Genomic DNA, 15,037 nt, shown 5'->3' with positions numbered 1-15,037 from the left:
CGCACGTGGTGCCGGGCGGTCCTCGTGTGCCTGGCGCGGTGGTCCGCATGAAAGGATGAGCGCCGTGACTGCGCAGAAGTTGGACGGGACCGCCACCGCCAAGGCCATCAAGGACGAACTCTCAGCCCGGGTGGCCGCGCTTGCCGAGCGGGGCGTCGTGCCGGGGCTGGGCACCCTGCTGGTCGGCGACGACCCCGGCTCGCGCTGGTACGTGAACGGCAAGCACGCCGACTGCGCCGAGGTGGGCATCTCCTCGATCCGGGTGGACCTGCCGGAGACCGCCTCGCAGGCCGAGATCGAGGACGCGGTGCGGGGGCTCAACGACGACCCGGCCTGCACCGGCTACATCGTCCAACTGCCGTTGCCGCGGGGCCGTGACGAGAACCGGGTGCTCGGCCTGATCGACCCGGCCAAGGACGCCGACGGCCTGCATCCCACCAACCTGGGCTGGCTGGTGCTGGGCACCGAGGCGCCGCTGCCGTGCACTCCCGCCGGCATCGTGGAACTGCTGCGCCGCCACCAGGTGCCGATCGGCGGCGCCGAAGTGGTCGTGGTCGGCCGGGGCGTCACCGTCGGCCGCCCGCTCGGGCTGCTGCTCACCCGGCGCAGCGAGAACGCCACGGTCACCCTGTGTCACACCGGGACCCGGGACCTGGCCGCGCACGTGCGCAAGGCGGACATCGTGGTCGCGGCTGCCGGCGTACCGAACATCATCACCGGGGAGATGGTCAAGCCCGGCGCTGCGGTGCTCGATGTCGGCGTCTCCCGGGTGGACGGCAAGATCGCCGGGGATGTCGCCGCCGACGTCTGGGAGACCGCCGGCTGGGTCTCTCCGAACCCTGGGGGAGTGGGCCCGATGACGCGGGCGATGCTGCTCTCCAACATCGTCGAGATCGCTGAGCAGCAGGCGGCCCGGGCGTGACCGAGTCCGCGCGCCGGTATCCCTCGACGATCGGTGGCGCGGTCTATCTGGTGATCCTGCTGGTGACCCTGGGCGGCGTCGGGTACGCGGTGCTGGGGTCGTGGCGGGTCGGCGTCGGGTGGATCTCTGCCTCCCTGTTCGCGGCCGCGGTGGCCCGGCTGGTATTCACCGACGTCGACGCCGGAATGCTCAAGGTGCGCCACAAGTACGTCGATGCCGCACTGCTGGCCGGCGCCGCCGCGTTGCTGGCCTTCCTGGCCGCCACCATCCCCAACCAGCCCGGCTGACCCCCACTCGGCGCACCCCTGACCAGTCGGAACACCCTGATGTCAGGGACTGTGCACTGTTGTCAGGTGTTGCAACCCCTGACAACAGTCAGGAACCCCTGACATCAGGGTGTTCCGTCGGACGGCGGGTGACATGAGTGTGGGGGCGGCCCCGCCAGGGACCGCCCCCACACTCAGGTGGCTCAGATCAGGCCGAGCTCGGTGACCGCGGCCCGCTCGTCGACGAGTTCGGCGACCGAGGCGTCGATCTTGCCGCGCGAGAACGGGTCGATCTCCAGGCCCTGGACGATCTCCCAGTTGCCGTCCCGCGTGGTCACCGGGAAGGACGAGATCAGGCCCTCGGGCACGCCGTAGGAGCCGTCGGAGGGCACCGCCATCGAGACCCAGTCACCGGCAGCGGAGCCGCTCAGCCAGTCGCGGGCGGCGTCGATCGTCGCCGAGGCGGCCGAGGCGGCCGAGGAGGCGCCGCGGGCGTCGATGATCGCGGCGCCGCGCTTGGCCACCGTCGGGATGAAGTAGTCGGCCACCCACGCCTGGTCGTTGACGACCTCGGCGGCGTTCTTGCCGGAGATCTCGGCGTGGAAGATGTCCGGGTACTGAGTGGCCGAGTGGTTGCCCCAGATCGTCATCTTGGTGATGTCGGTGACCGCAGCCCCGGTCTTCGCAGCCAACTGCGAGATGGCCCGGTTGTGGTCCAGGCGGGTCAGCGCCGAGAACCGCTCGTTCGGGATGTCGGGGGCGTTGGTCATCGCGATCAGCGCGTTGGTGTTGGCGGGGTTGCCGGTGACGCCGATGCGTACGTCGTCGGCGGCGACCTCGTTCAGTGCCTTGCCCTGGGCGGTGAAGATGGCGCCGTTGGCCTCCAGCAGGTCACCACGCTCCATGCCGGGTCCCCGGGGGCGGGCACCGACGAGCAGGGCGAGGTTGACGCCGTCGAAGATCGTGGCGGCGTCCGCGCCGATCTCGACTCCGGCGAGGCCGGGGAACGCGCAGTCATCGAGCTCCATGACGACGCCCTCGAGGGCCTTGAGAGCGGGCTCGATCTCGAGCAGGCGCAACTCGATGGGGCGGTCGCCCAGGGCACCGGAGGCGAGGCGGAAGAGCAGGCTGTAGCCGATCTGACCAGCGGCGCCGGTGACGGCGACCTTCAGCGGGGTTTGGGCACTCACGGGTGACTCCTTGGTGTGCGGGATGGTCCACGGCTGAAACTAGCAGCGTCGGCTGCTGGCACCCACCCCTGGTCGACGGGTGGTCGACTCAGGAGGACGGGGGACGGATCTGGGTGCGGTCGTCGCCTTCGTCGTCGTACGGCGGGGTGTCGCCGTACTGCTGCGGTCGGGCGGTGGGCGGCGGACCCCACTGTTGCGGTTGGCCCGGCGGCGATGCGGGGGGTGCCGGCTGCTCGAACGAGGCCGGCGGCGCCGGCGGCCAGCCGCCCGGCTGCGGAGCAGCGCCGGGGGCGCTCGGCGGAGCACCCCAGGCGCCGGGTGCGCCGGGTACGCCGGGCGGCGCCCAGCCCGGTGCGGCGGCGGCCCGGGGGCCGGTGGACAGGGCGACTCCCGAACCCGGCACCGGATCCGCGTCCCGGCCGAAGAGCAACGGGTAGAGGAGTCCGACGATGGTGGCACCCAGCAACGGCGCCAGGATGAAGACCCACAGTTGCAGGATCGGGTCGAGCCCGCCCTGCAGGAGAGCCGGGCCGATCGAGCGGGCCGGGTTGACCGAGGTCCCGGTCATCCGCATCGACACCAGGTGGATCACCGCCAGGGCCACGCCGATCGCCAGCGGCGCCAGGGAGGCGTTCGGGCTGCGGCGGTCGGTGACCGCGAGGATGACCAGGACGAAGATCGCGGTCAGCGTCAACTCGGCCAGGAAGGCCGCCCAGGTCGCATACCCGGTGCCGGCGTCACCGAAGGAGTTGGCGCCGAGACCGTCGCCGTAGCCGTAGCCGGGGAAGCCGAGCAGCAGCACGAAGAGTACGACGGCTCCGACGATGCCGCCGAGGACCTGGACGCCGGCGTACCCGGCGGCATGCGCCCAGGAGAGGCGCCCCGACAGGGCGGCACCGAGGGAGACCGCCGGGTTGAAGTGGCCGCCCGAGACGTGCCCGAACGCCCAGATCAGGAAGGCCAGGGTCAGTCCGAAGGCCAGGGCGGTGCCGACGTAGTCGTTGCCGACGATCGCGGCGCCGCAGCCGAAGAAGACCAGGAGGCCGGTGCCCAGCCATTCGGCGAGCAACTTCCGCCACAGCGGCGACTCGACACCCTCGGGCGCCGGCTCGGGGAGTGGGTGGTCGCTGACTGCTCCGTGTTCCGACATCGTGTGCCCCTTCATGCGTTCCGAGACCGGGACCGCCTCACGCGTCCCCTGACACCAGCACTCTAGGTGAGGCGGTGGAGTTGTCGCCCGGAGCCCGGGGGGACCTGCCCTAGCCGAGACACACGCCGGGCAGGTATCTTGACGTCAAGCAATCATTCTGTCGAGCCGAGGAGCAGCTGCCCACATGGCCACGATCATCTACACGCACACCGACGAGGCGCCACTGCTCGCGACGTACTCGTTCCTTCCCGTCATCGAGGCCTACGCGGCCAAGGCCGGCGTGGGCGTCGAGACCCGCGACATCTCCGTCGCCGCCCGCATCCTGGCCCAGTTCGGGCTGGCCGACGACGCGCTGGCCGAGCTCGGCGAGCTCGCGACCCGTCCCGAGGCCAACATCATCAAGCTCCCCAACGTCTCCGCCTCGATCCCGCAGTTGAAGGCGGCCATCACCGAGCTGCAGTCCCAGGGCTTCGACATCCCCGACTACCCGGAGAACCCCTCCACGCCCCAGGAGCAGGAGACGCGGGCCAAGTACGACAGGATCAAGGGCTCCGCGGTCAACCCGGTGCTGCGTGAGGGCAACTCCGACCGGAGGGCTCCCGGCGCGGTGAAGAGCTACGCACGCAAGCACCCGCACTCGATGGGCGAGTGGGCGCCGGACTCCAAGACCGACGTGGCCACCATGGGGGAGCGGGACTTCTTCTCCAACGAGCAGTCCGTGGTGATGGCCGCAGACGACACGCTGCGCATCGAGCACGTCGCCACCGACGGCACCGTGACGGTGCTGAAGGAGTCACTGCCGGTGCTGGCCGGCGAGGTCGTCGACGGCACCTTCATGGACGTCGCCGCTCTGCAGGCGTTCCTGGCCCAGACGATCGAGCGGGCCAAGGCCGAGGGCGTGCTCTACTCGCTGCACATGAAGGCCACCATGATGAAGGTCTCCGACCCGATCATCTTCGGCCACGCGGTGCGGACCTTCTTCAAGCCGGTCTTCGACGCCTACGGCGACGATCTGGCGGCTGCCGGGCTCTCCCCGAACGACGGGCTGGGCGCCATCCTGGACGGCCTCGACAAGCTCTCCAACGGAGCCGAGATCAGGGCCGCCATCGACGCGGCGCTGGCCGAGGGGCCGAAGATGGCGATGGTGAACTCCGACAAGGGCATCACCAACCTGCACGTCCCCTCCGACGTCATCATCGACGCCTCGATGCCGGCGATGATTCGCATCGGCGGCAAGATGTGGGGTCCTGACGGCGCCGAGGCCGACACCCTCGCCGTGATCCCGGACTCGTCGTACGCCGGCGTGTACCGGACCGTGATCGATGACTGCCGTCGCAACGGTGCTCTGGACCCGGCCACCATGGGGTCGGTGCCCAACGTCGGCCTGATGGCGAAGAAGGCCGAGGAGTACGGCTCCCACGACAAGACATTCGAACTGCCTGCCGATGGCACCGTCCGGGTGGTCAACTCCGCCGGCGACGCGCTGATCAGCCACCCGGTGAGCGCCGGCGACATCTGGCGGGCCTGCCAGACCAAGGACGTCTCGATCCGCGACTGGGTGAAGTTGGCCGTCAACCGGGCCCGGGCCACCGGCTCCCCGGCCGTCTTCTGGCTGGACCAGAACCGCGCCCACGACGCCAACCTGATCGCCAAGGTCCGTGAGTACCTCGCCGATCACGACACCGACGGGCTCACCATCGAGATCATGGCCCCGGCCGAGGCCTGCGCCTACTCGCTGGAGCGGATCCGGCGCGGCGAGGACACCATCTCGGTGACCGGCAACGTGCTGCGTGACTACAACACCGACCTGTTCCCGATCCTCGAGGTCGGCACCAGCGCGAAGATGCTCTCCATCGTGCCGCTGATGAACGGTGGCGGCCTCTTCGAGACCGGTGCCGGTGGCTCCGCGCCCAAGCACGTGCAGCAGCTGGTGGAGCAGAACTACCTGCGCTGGGACAGCCTCGGCGAGTTCTTCGCGCTGGCGGCCTCCTTCGAGCACTTGGCCGGGTACGACGACAACGCCGGCGCGAAGGTGCTCGCCGACACCCTGGACCGGGCCACCGCCACCTTCTTGGAGCAGGACCGGTCACCGGGTCGCAAGCTCGGCACCATCGACAACCGCGGGTCGCACTTCTATCTCGCCCTCTACTGGGCCCAGGAGTTGGCGGCCCAGACCGAGAACACCGACCTGGCGGCCGTCTTCAAGCCGTTGGCCGAGTCCCTGGTCGCGAACGAGGAGAAGATCGTCGCCGAACTGCTCGCGGTGCAGGGATCCCCGGCCGATATCGGCGGCTACTACCGGCCCGACGAGACGAAGGCGACCGCGGTGATGCGGCCGTCGACGACGTTCAACGAGGCGCTGGCGGCCCTGTAGGTCCGCCCCGCCTTCGGTCCGGCCGTCCCTGCCAGGGGGCGGCCGGACTCATTTCCGGGTGACCGAGGCGCATGCGCCTCAGTAGACCATCCGCATCTTCTCGCGAACCTCGGCCAGCGTCGTCTCGGCCATCTCGGTCGCCCGCTCGTTGCCGCGGCGCAGCACCTCGTGCACGTACGACGGTTCGGCGGCGAGCTCAGCGCGCCGGGCACGCAGCGGCGCCAGGGTCTCGTTGAGCGCCTCGGTGACCCGCTTCTTCAGGCCGCCGCCGCCACCGTCGCCGATCTCCTCGGCGATCGACGCCGGGTCGGTGCCCTCGCAGAGGGAGACGATCTGCAGCAGATTGGCCACCTCGGGCCGGTTCTCGGGGTCGTAGGTGATGTGCCGGTCCGAGTCCGTCTTGGCGCCCTTGAGCTTCTTCGCGGTCTCGTCGGCGGTCATCCGCAACTCGACCACGTTGCCCTTGGACTTGCTCATCTTGGTGCCGTCGGTGCCCAGGATCAGGGTCGCCGAGGAGAGCAGCGCGTCCGGCTCGGGGAAGGTGGCGCCGTAGCGCTCGTTGAACCTGCGGGCGATCACCCGGGTCTGCTCCAGGTGGGGCAACTGGTCCCGGCCCACCGGCACCACGTTGGCCTTGCAGAACAGGATGTCCGCCGCCTGATGCACCGGGTAGGTGAGCATCAGGCCGCTGATCGACTTGATCCCGGCCGTGGTCGCCTCGTCCTTCACGGTGGGGTTGCGCTGCAGTTCGGCGACGCTGACCAGGGAGAGGAACGGCAGCAGCAACTGGTTCAGCGCCGGCACCGCCGAGTGGGTGAAGAAGGTGGCCCGCTCGGGGTCCAACCCGGCCGCCACGTTGTCCAGGACCAGGTTGCGGACGTTGTCCTGGATCTCGCCGACCGAGTCGCGGTCGGTGATCACCTGATAGTCGGCGATCAACTGCCAGATCTCCGCGCCCGCCTGCTGCAGTCGCAGCCGGTTCTGGATGGAGCCGAAGTAGTGGCCGATGTGCAGCGCGCCGGTGGGCCGGTCACCGGTGAGCATCCGGAAGTCGCCGGGCTGCACCGCGAGACGCTCCTCGATCTGCCGGCTGCGGGCCACGGATGCCTGATAGGAGTCGCTCACAACGAGCGATCCTACAAACCGCGGTGTCGGCACCCGGCGGCGGATTCGTTAGGGTGCCGCTGTGACCACGATCGGTGTCGCCGTCGCGATCCCCGAACCCTGGGCGTCCCAACTCCAGGAGTACCGGGTGTCCATCGGCGACGACACCGCGACCAGGATCCCCACGCACATCACCCTGGTGCCGCCGCTGGAGGTGTCCACGGCCGACCTCGAGGTCATCGAGGGGCACCTGATGAGCGCGGCCGCGCGGGTGCCGAGCTTCGTCGTACACCTGCGTGGCACCGGCACCTTCCGACCGGTCTCCGACGTCGTCTACGTGATGCTGGCCGAAGGGGTGGCCGGCTGCGAGCGGCTGGCTGCGGAGGTCCGGAAGGGTCCGCTGGCCACCGAACTCGAGTTCCCCTACCACCCGCACGTGACGATCGCCCACGACCTGGACGAGGCGGCCTTGGATCGCGCCTTCAAGGACCTGGCCGGTTTCGAGTGTCGCTTCGAGGCCGTCGACTTCCACCTGTACACCCACGACGAGGCGGCGGGCTGGCAGCCGCGGCGCGAGTTCGCCCTGACCGCCCCCACGGAGGCACCGTGACCAAGCTCGACGACCTCCGGGCGCGGAGTCGGTTCCTCGACCACGTGCTGCGGATGGTGAGCCACTACGGCCTGGTGAAGGGGACGCTGCAGGCCGGCGCGGTCACCTACTTCGCGTTCCTCTCCTTCTTCCCACTGATCGCGTTGGGCTTCTTCGTGGTCGGTCAGGTGTCCCGGATCTATCCCGAGGCACGTGACGACCTGGTCGCGGCCATCGACGGGGTGCTGCCGGGGATCATCGGCGAAGGACCGGGCCAGCTCTCCCTCACCGCCATCGAGGCGAACGCCGGTGCGATCGGGCTGATCGGTCTGGCCGGTGTCCTCTACGCCGGCCTCGGCTGGTTGTCGGGGATGCGGCAGGCGCTGGTGACGGTCTTCGTGCTCCCCGCTGACGATCACCCCAACTTCGTGGTCGGCAAGCTCCGGGATCTGCTGTCGTTGGCGGTGATCGGCGTGGTGATGGTGGTGAGTGTCTCCATCGCCGGCGCGGTCACCGGCTTCAGTCAACAGCTGCTCGAACTCGTCGGCCTCGATGGTGGGTTGTCGTGGCTGCTGCGGCTGCTGGCCGTCGTACTCGGCCTGGCTGCCAACACCGTCCTCTTCTACGCGCTCTTCCGGCTGCTCACCAAAGCGCCGCTGCCGTCAGCCGCCCTCTGGAAGGGTGCCCTGGTCGGGGCGATCGGGTTCGAGGCACTCAAGCACCTGTCCACGTTCCTTCTGGCCGCCACCAAGGGCCAGCCCGCGTTCCAGGCGTTCGGGATCGCGCTGATCCTGTTGGTCTGGATCAACTACTTCTCCCGGGTGGTCATGTACGCCGCGGCGTGGGCCTACACCGCGCCCGCTGCCGAAGCGGTCCGCAGGGCCGAGGTCGAAGCCGTGCAACAGGCGGATGCGGCGGCGGCGACTGAGGCCGCCCAGGCCATCGCCGCTGACCTGGCGGCGGATCGACCAGGACGCGCCAAGGGACTGGCCGCCACCTTCCTGACCGGCGCCGGGGCGGGCATCGCCCTGGCTGTGGCGTTGCGTCGCCGCGGTGGCGCCTGAGCCTCAGTCGCTCACCTGGCTGGCTGCCCAGGCGGCGACCCGCCGAGCGCTCTCGGCGGGGGAGAGGTCCTCGACCCGCGTCATCACCGACCAGCGGACCCCGAACGGGTCCCGGATGCTGCCGTAGCGATCTCCGGAGACGAAGGTGGTGACCGGCATCCGGATGGTCGCGCCGGCCAGCTCCGCCCGCGTCACGGTGGCGTCGACGTCGGCGCAGTACAGGCTGAGGGAGTAGTAGTCGTCCTCGCCCCCTGGGGCCTCGATGAGCCGGTACGCCGGAGACGGCTCGCCGAGCTGGAGCTGGCCGTTGCCGAAGTCCAGCACGGCGTGGACGACCGACCCGCCCACCTCGGTGACGTCCAGGACCTCGGCGTCGAAGGCGTGCTCGTAGAACGACAGTGCAGCCCGGACGTCCGGCAGGCACAGGAACGGCGTGATGCTGGTCGAACCGTGTGGCGTGCCGTGATCGGTGAACTCCCCATGGGCCGCGGCGGCGGCAACGTCTGCAGTCATGCCTGCGACGCTAATGCGCTCGGTCGGTCGGTGGCTTGAAGATCCGCGCCTAGGCTGAGGGCGTGGACGCGAGCGATCGGGGCATCGTCTTCCCGGGCAGACTGCCGACCTTCCACCGGATCCGTCCCCCGGATTCAGTGGCCGACCTGGTGGTGTGGTTCTGGATCCCCGAGTGGGACCTGCCGCCCGGCGAGATCGCCCGGCAGCAGGTGATCTCGTTCCCGGCCAGCAACCTGGTCGTCGAGGCCGACGTGGTCGGCCTGGCCGGGCCGACCACCACCAGTTCGTTCCGGAACCTGAGTGGGCGAGGGTGGGCCGTCGGCGCGTTGCTGCGCCCGGCCGCCGTACCGGCCTTCACCGAAGACCCGGCCAGGCTGCGGGACGACTATCTGCGCATGGACCTGCCGGCCCTGCACGAGGTGGTGGCCACTGAGATGAACTCAGGTGCCGTGCCGGAGCTGCGGCGGGCCGAGGCGGTGGCGAGGTTCGCGGAGTGGGTGAGCGAGCATGTGCCGGCCGCGGAGGGGGAGGGGCTGCTGGCCAATGCGGCGGTGGAGTTGCTCACCAGCGACTCGTCGGTGTGCACCTTGGGGGATGCGGCCGCGGCGCTGCACGTCGCGCCGCGCACGCTGCAGCGCCTCGCCACCCGGTACGTCGGCCTGTCGCCGACCGCGATGATCCGGCGGCGCCGGCTCCAGGAGGCTGCTGAACGGTTGCGGGACGAGCCGGAGTTGTCCCTGGCCGAGGTGGCGGTGGAGCTGGGCTACTCCGACCACGCCCACCTGACCCGGGACTTCCGTGCGGTCCTCGGGCTCTCCCCGAGTGAGTACCGGCGCCAGCACTGAGCGCGGCCGGTGGCGAGGTGGCTCATGGTCCTGGCGGAACACCCTGATGTCAGGGTGTTCGGACTGTTGTCAGGGGTTGCAACCCCTGACAACAGTCAGCAGTCCCTGACATCAGGGTGTACGTCGGTGCGGTGGTTGGCAGCCTGTGGATGACGGGCGTCAGGCGGGACGGATCTCGGGCAGGGTGAATGGCATGGTTTCGACATCCACCCACTCTCGAGCAATCGACGTCCAGCTACGGCGTGATCTGGTGGCGACGGGCCTCGACGACAAGGCGATCCGCGGCCTGCTCCGCAGCGGCGTACTCCATCGGGTCCGCAGAGGAGCCTACGTCGACGCGGCCTCCTGGAGGGAGCTCGGAGGACATGCGCAGTATGCGACCGTGTGTCACGCCGTCTATCAACAGGCCAAGTCGGAGTTGGTGCTCTCGCATGTGTCGGCAGCCAACGAGTACGGCGCCCCGTTGCTGCGCGCGGACCTCACCCAGGTGCATGCCACGCGACTCGACGAGCGAGGCGGCCGGCGCGAGGGCGGCGTGGTGCAGCATCGCGGACTGCTGCTCGCCGAGGACATCGTTGAGATCGAGGGTCGTCGGATCACCTCACCCACACGAACCTGTCTGGACGTGACCACGGTGATGGACCCCGAGTCCGCGCTCGGCGTGGTGAACCACCTCTTGCACGAGGGGCTGACGACGCTCGACGAGTTGCGTGCTCGCTACCAGCGCGGGGAGACGATGATCAGCGCGGGAGGCGAGCGACTGACCGCCATGGCGCACTGGCCGGCCACGTTGACGACAGAGCATGTCCTGGCGATGGCCGACGCGAGATGCGAGTCGCTTGCGGAGAGTCGCGCCATCTACCTCTTCTGGCGTGCTGGTCTGCCGATCCCGATTCCCCAGTTCGAGGTCAGGGATCAGGACGGGCGATTGGTGGGGCGGGTGGATTTCGCCTGGCCGGACCACGGGGTGTTCCTCGAGGTGGACGGCAAGGTCAAGTACACGACGTACGTCGCTCCGGGGGAGACGGCTGCCGATGCCGTGATCCGTGAGAAGCGGCGCGAAGAGCGAATCGTCGAACTGACCGGTTGGCGATGCATCCGGATCACCTGGAGCGACCTGGAGTCACCCGTTCGTACCATCGAGCGCCTGCGCCGTGCACTGGCGCTTGGACCCCGGGACTAGAAGCCCGACCTGGCCCCGCGCCTGCCTCGCCGGCCCGGCGGAACACCCTGATGTCAGGGTGTTCGGACTGTTGTCAGGGGTTGCAACCCCTGACAACAATCAGCAGTCCCTGATATCAGGCTGTTCCGCCCCAGGGCTCAGCGGCCGTGCAGCATCGCCGTGCGCAGGTCCTTGTTCAACTGGCTGATCACATCGAGCGGGATCTCCTTGGGGCAGGCGGCGGCGCACTCACCGATGTTGGTGCAGCCTCCGAAGCCCTCGGCGTCGTGCTGGCCGAGCATGTCCACCACCCGGGAGTCGCGTTCGGCCTGGCCCTGCGGCAGCTCGCCCAGGTGGGTGATCTTGGCGCCGATGAAGAGCGAGGCCGACCCGTTCGGGCAGGCCGCCACGCAGGCGCCGCAGCCGATGCAGGTGGCCACGTCGAAGGCACGGTCGGCGGCGTCCTTGGGGACCTGCACCGAGTGCGCCTCGGGCGCGGAGCCGGTGTTCACCGAGATGTAGCCGCCCGACTGGATGATCCGGTCGAAGGCCTGACGGTCCACGCACAGGTCCTTCATCACCGGGAAGGCGTCGGAGCGCCACGGCTCGATGGTGATCACGTCGCCGTCGGAGAAGGAGCGCATGTGCAGTTGGCAGGTGGTGGTCACCTCGGGGCCGTGCGCCTCGCCGTTGATCATCAGGCCACACATGCCGCAGATGCCCTCACGGCAGTCGGAGTCGAACGCGACCGGGTCCTCGCCCTTGGCGTTCAGCTCCTCGTTGAGGACGTCGAGCATCTCCAGGAAGGACATGTCCGGAGAGACGTCCGCCAACTGGTAGGTGTGCAGCTTGCCCGACGAGGTCGCATCCGGCTGTCGCCAGATCTTCAGGGTCAGCTTCATCCCGGTCTTCGCTTCCTCGGTCGTCGACGCGCTCACTTGTAGCTCCGCTGCTTCATCTCGATGGCCGTGTACGTCAGGTCTTCCTTGTGCAGCACCGGCTGCCCGTCCTCGCCGCCCCACTCCCAGGCCGCCACGTAGGCGAACTGGTCGTCGTGGCGCAGCGCCTCGCCGTCCTCGGTCTGGGACTCGCCACGGAAGTGGCCGCCGCAGGACTCCCGCCGGTTCAGGGCGTCGATGCACATCAGCTCGCCGAGCTCGAAGAAGTCGGCCACCCGGCCGGCCTTCTCCAGGGACTGGTTCAACGAGTCGGCGGTGCCGAGCACCTTGACGTTGCGGTAGAAGTCGTCCTTGAGGGTGCGGATCAGTTCGATGGCCTTCTTCAGCCCCGTCTCGGTCCGCTCCATCCCGCAGTACTCCCACATGATGTTGCCGAGCTCGCGGTGGTAGGAGTCGACGCTGCGGGTGCCGTCCACGGTGAGGAAGTGGTTGATCCGGTCCTGGACGTTCTGCTGGGCCTCCACCACGGCCGGGTGGTCCTCGCTGATCGGCTCGAACGGCCCGTCGGCCAGGTAGTCGCGGATGGTGTGCGGCAGCACGAAGTAGCCGTCCGCCAGCCCCTGCATCAACGCCGAGGCGCCGAGACGGTTGGCGCCGTGATCGGAGAAGTTCGCCTCGCCGGTCACGAACAGGCCGGGGATCGTCGACTGCAGGTCATAGTCGACCCACAGGCCGCCCATCACGTAGTGCACGGCCGGGTAGATACGCATCGGGACCTCATAGGGGTCCTCGCCGGTGATCCGGGCGTACATGTCGAACAGGTTGCCGTACTTGGACTCGACCGCGTCCCGACCGAGCCGCTTGATCGCGTCGGCGAAGTCCAGGTAAACACCACGTCGTACGCCGTCCACCTCCGGGCCCACGCCGCGGCCGTCGTCGCACTGGTACTTCGCGGCCCGGGAGGCGATGTCCCGGGGCACCAGGTTGCCGAAGGAGGGGTAGATCCGCTCCAGGTAGTAGTCGCGGTCCTCCTCGGGGATGTCGCGGGGGTCCTTGGCGCAGTCGGCCTTGTCCTTGGGCACCCAGATCCGGCCGTCGTTGCGCAGCGACTCGCTCATCAGGGTGAGCTTGGACTGGTGCGACCCCGAGACCGGGATGCAGGTGGGGTGGATCTGCGTGTAGCAGGGGTTGGCCATGTAGGCACCCTTGCGGTGCGCCCGCCAGGCGGCGGTCACGTTGCAGCCCATGGCGTTCGTGGACAGGTAGAAGACGTTGCCGTAGCCGCCGGAGGCCAGCACCACCACGTCGGCCAGGTGGGTCTCGATCTCACCGGTGACCATGTCCCGAGCGATGATGCCGCGGGCCTTGCCGTCCACGACGATGACCTCGAGCATCTCGTGCCGGGTGTACGTCGTGACCGTCCCGGCGGCCACCTGCCGTTCCAGCGCCTGGTAGGCACCGATCAGCAGCTGCTGGCCGGTTTGGCCGCGGGCGTAGAACGTGCGGGAGACCTGCACGCCACCGAAGGACCGGTTGTCCAGCAGGCCGCCGTACTCGCGGGCGAAGGGGACACCCTGGGCGACGCACTGGTCGATGATGTTGGTGCTCACCTCGGCCAGGCGGTAGACGTTCGACTCCCGGGACCGGTAGTCGCCACCCTTGACGGTGTCGTAGAAGAGACGGTGGACCGAGTCGCCGTCCTCCTTGTAGTTCTTGGCCGCGTTGATGCCGCCCTGAGCCGCGATCGAGTGCGCCCGACGCGGGGAGTCCTGGTAGCAGAAGGACTTCACCACATAGCCGGCCTCACCGAGGGTGGCGGCGGCGGAGGCGCCGGCCAGGCCGGTGCCGACGACGATGATCGAGAGCTTGCGCCGGTTGGCCGGGTTGACCAGGCGTGCCTCGAACTTGCGGGTGCTCCAACGCTCACTGATCGGGAGGTCGTTGGGTGCCTTGGTGTCGGCCAGCGGCTCGCCGAGCGTGTAGTAGCCGGCTGCGTCGTCGCTGAACGCGGCGGGGGAGTCGGCGTGGCCCTCGATGTCGGCGGAGAACTCATAGTTCGAATCGGTCATCTCACTCGCTCCTTACGCGACGATCCCGAAGAGGACGGATAGCGGGACCAGGGCGAAGCCCCCGGCGATCAGTACGGCGATCACCAGGCCGGCCGCCTTGGCGCGGGACCGCGCCCGGGGGCTGCCGGTCAGGCCCAAGGTCTGCATGGCACTCCACGTCCCGTGGTGCAGATGCAGTCCGACGGCCACCAGGGCGGCCAGATAGATCAGCACCATCCACCAGAGGCCGAACGAGTCGACCACAAGCTGGTACGGGTCGTTCGTGGCTCCACCGGTCGGGTTCACCTTGCCGATGGTGAAGTGGATCAGGTGCCAGATCACGAAGATGAACAGCGCCAGACCGCCCCAGCGCATGGTGCGCGAGGAGAGTGAGGAGGCGAGGTTCTTCTTCACCGCGTACTTCGTGGTGCGCGCCTTGCCGGCCCGGATGGTGAGCATCACGGCCGACGACACGTGCGCCACCAGCGCGGCGATCAGGGTCACCCGGATGATCCACAGCAGGCCGCCGTAGGGGAGCATCGGCTCGCCGAAGGTCCGCAGGTGGTGCGCGTACTCGTTGAACGCGTCGTGCCCGGCGAAGACCTTGAGGTTGCCGTACATGTGGATGAGCAGGAAGCCGATGAAGATCAGGCCGCTCACTGCCATGAGGAGTTTCAGCGCGACCGTCGAACGAGTCGAACGGGCGCCCTTTACCAGAGTCGAGGTTGCCACGGGGGTCACCGTACCCCCACCGCGGCCCCGGCGGGCGCAGCGGGTGTGTGACATATCCCCGGTTACCGACCGGTCATCTGCGAGGCCCGGATCGGCGCCCGGTCGCGATGCTGAGGGGTGCCGCTCACTGATGTCCCGGTCCTCGGCGCGCCTCTTCCGTTTTCGGAGATGTGACGCAA

14 protein-coding genes are annotated in these 15,037 nt (G+C 69.0%); 7 read left to right on the top strand and 7 right to left on the bottom strand.

Annotation, left to right across the window (positions count from 1 at the left end; translation table 11 throughout):
* Nucleotides 1-64 precede the first annotated feature (64 nt).
* Nucleotides 65-922: a bifunctional methylenetetrahydrofolate dehydrogenase/methenyltetrahydrofolate cyclohydrolase gene (locus JKG67_RS08970; RefSeq protein ID WP_203336937.1), complete on the top strand. Its 858-nt coding sequence runs from the start codon at nucleotides 65-67 to the stop codon at nucleotides 920-922.
* The gene (locus JKG67_RS08965) at nucleotides 919-1,209 is read left to right on the top strand and encodes a DUF3017 domain-containing protein (protein WP_203336936.1); all 291 of its coding nucleotides are present in this window, start codon (nucleotides 919-921) and stop codon (nucleotides 1,207-1,209) included. The genes JKG67_RS08970 and JKG67_RS08965 overlap by 4 nt, the downstream gene beginning before the upstream one ends.
* Nucleotides 1,210-1,391: 182 nt before the next feature.
* Here the strand turns inward: JKG67_RS08965 and JKG67_RS08960 are convergent, their stop codons facing one another.
* Nucleotides 1,392-2,378, bottom strand: coding sequence for a malate dehydrogenase (locus tag JKG67_RS08960; RefSeq protein WP_203336935.1), 987 nt, complete (start codon nucleotides 2,376-2,378; stop codon nucleotides 1,392-1,394).
* A gap of 88 nt (nucleotides 2,379-2,466) precedes the next feature.
* Nucleotides 2,467-3,528 carry an MIP/aquaporin family protein gene (locus tag JKG67_RS08955; RefSeq protein ID WP_203336934.1) on the bottom strand — a complete coding sequence of 354 codons (1,062 nt, stop codon included), beginning with the start codon at nucleotides 3,526-3,528 and terminating at the stop codon, nucleotides 2,467-2,469.
* 184 nt (nucleotides 3,529-3,712) lie between these two features.
* On the opposite strand from JKG67_RS08955, the gene JKG67_RS08950 reads away from it, so the two are divergent.
* Nucleotides 3,713-5,902 carry an NADP-dependent isocitrate dehydrogenase gene (locus JKG67_RS08950; protein WP_203336933.1) on the top strand — a complete coding sequence of 730 codons (2,190 nt, stop codon included), beginning with the start codon at nucleotides 3,713-3,715 and terminating at the stop codon, nucleotides 5,900-5,902.
* A gap of 78 nt (nucleotides 5,903-5,980) precedes the next feature.
* Here JKG67_RS08950 and trpS read toward each other — a convergent pair whose 3' ends face one another.
* A complete protein-coding gene (gene trpS / locus JKG67_RS08945) occupies nucleotides 5,981-7,027 on the bottom strand; it encodes a tryptophan--tRNA ligase (RefSeq protein ID WP_307816485.1) in 1,047 nt (348 codons plus the stop codon).
* Nucleotides 7,028-7,088: 61 nt separating this feature from the next.
* Between trpS and JKG67_RS08940 the strand changes: the two genes are divergently transcribed.
* Complete coding sequence (locus JKG67_RS08940) at nucleotides 7,089-7,616, top strand: 2'-5' RNA ligase family protein (protein WP_203336932.1); 528 nt, start codon at nucleotides 7,089-7,091, stop codon at nucleotides 7,614-7,616.
* A complete protein-coding gene (locus tag JKG67_RS08935) occupies nucleotides 7,613-8,659 on the top strand; it encodes a YihY/virulence factor BrkB family protein (protein WP_307816484.1) in 1,047 nt (348 codons plus the stop codon). The genes JKG67_RS08940 and JKG67_RS08935 overlap by 4 nt, the downstream gene beginning before the upstream one ends.
* 3 nt (nucleotides 8,660-8,662) lie before the next feature.
* Here JKG67_RS08935 and JKG67_RS08930 read toward each other — a convergent pair whose 3' ends face one another.
* The gene (locus JKG67_RS08930) at nucleotides 8,663-9,172 is read right to left on the bottom strand and encodes a VOC family protein (protein ID WP_203336931.1); all 510 of its coding nucleotides are present in this window, start codon (nucleotides 9,170-9,172) and stop codon (nucleotides 8,663-8,665) included.
* Between the two features lie 62 nt (nucleotides 9,173-9,234).
* On the opposite strand from JKG67_RS08930, the gene JKG67_RS19060 reads away from it, so the two are divergent.
* Nucleotides 9,235-10,017 carry an AraC family transcriptional regulator gene (locus tag JKG67_RS19060; protein WP_203336930.1) on the top strand — a complete coding sequence of 261 codons (783 nt, stop codon included), beginning with the start codon at nucleotides 9,235-9,237 and terminating at the stop codon, nucleotides 10,015-10,017.
* Between the two features lie 193 nt (nucleotides 10,018-10,210).
* Nucleotides 10,211-11,200: a type IV toxin-antitoxin system AbiEi family antitoxin domain-containing protein gene (locus JKG67_RS08920; RefSeq protein WP_203336929.1), complete on the top strand. Its 990-nt coding sequence runs from the start codon at nucleotides 10,211-10,213 to the stop codon at nucleotides 11,198-11,200.
* A gap of 137 nt (nucleotides 11,201-11,337) precedes the next feature.
* On the opposite strand, the gene JKG67_RS08915 is transcribed toward JKG67_RS08920, so the two are convergent.
* Genes JKG67_RS08915 through JKG67_RS08905 form a run of 3 tightly spaced genes read right to left on the bottom strand, consistent with a single transcriptional unit; the run spans nucleotide 11,338 to nucleotide 14,912 of the window.
* Nucleotides 11,338-12,081 (bottom strand): succinate dehydrogenase/fumarate reductase iron-sulfur subunit, encoded by a 744-nt coding sequence (locus JKG67_RS08915; protein ID WP_203337063.1) that lies wholly within the window; start codon nucleotides 12,079-12,081, stop codon nucleotides 11,338-11,340.
* A gap of 32 nt (nucleotides 12,082-12,113) precedes the next feature.
* Entirely contained in the window at nucleotides 12,114-14,147 is a 2,034-nt protein-coding gene (locus JKG67_RS08910; RefSeq protein WP_203336928.1) for a fumarate reductase/succinate dehydrogenase flavoprotein subunit, read from the bottom strand.
* A gap of 12 nt (nucleotides 14,148-14,159) precedes the next feature.
* Nucleotides 14,160-14,912 (bottom strand): succinate dehydrogenase cytochrome b subunit, encoded by a 753-nt coding sequence (locus JKG67_RS08905; RefSeq protein ID WP_275403313.1) that lies wholly within the window; start codon nucleotides 14,910-14,912, stop codon nucleotides 14,160-14,162.
* Nucleotides 14,913-15,037: the final 125 nt, after the last annotated feature.

The sequence above is a fragment of the Nocardioides limicola genome (genome assembly GCF_016827675.1).
Taxonomy (GTDB): Bacteria; Actinomycetota; Actinomycetes; order Propionibacteriales; family Nocardioidaceae; genus Nocardioides; species Nocardioides limicola.
The sequence above is the reverse complement of the archived record's forward strand: the minus strand, read 5'-3'. Positions and strand labels throughout refer to the sequence as shown.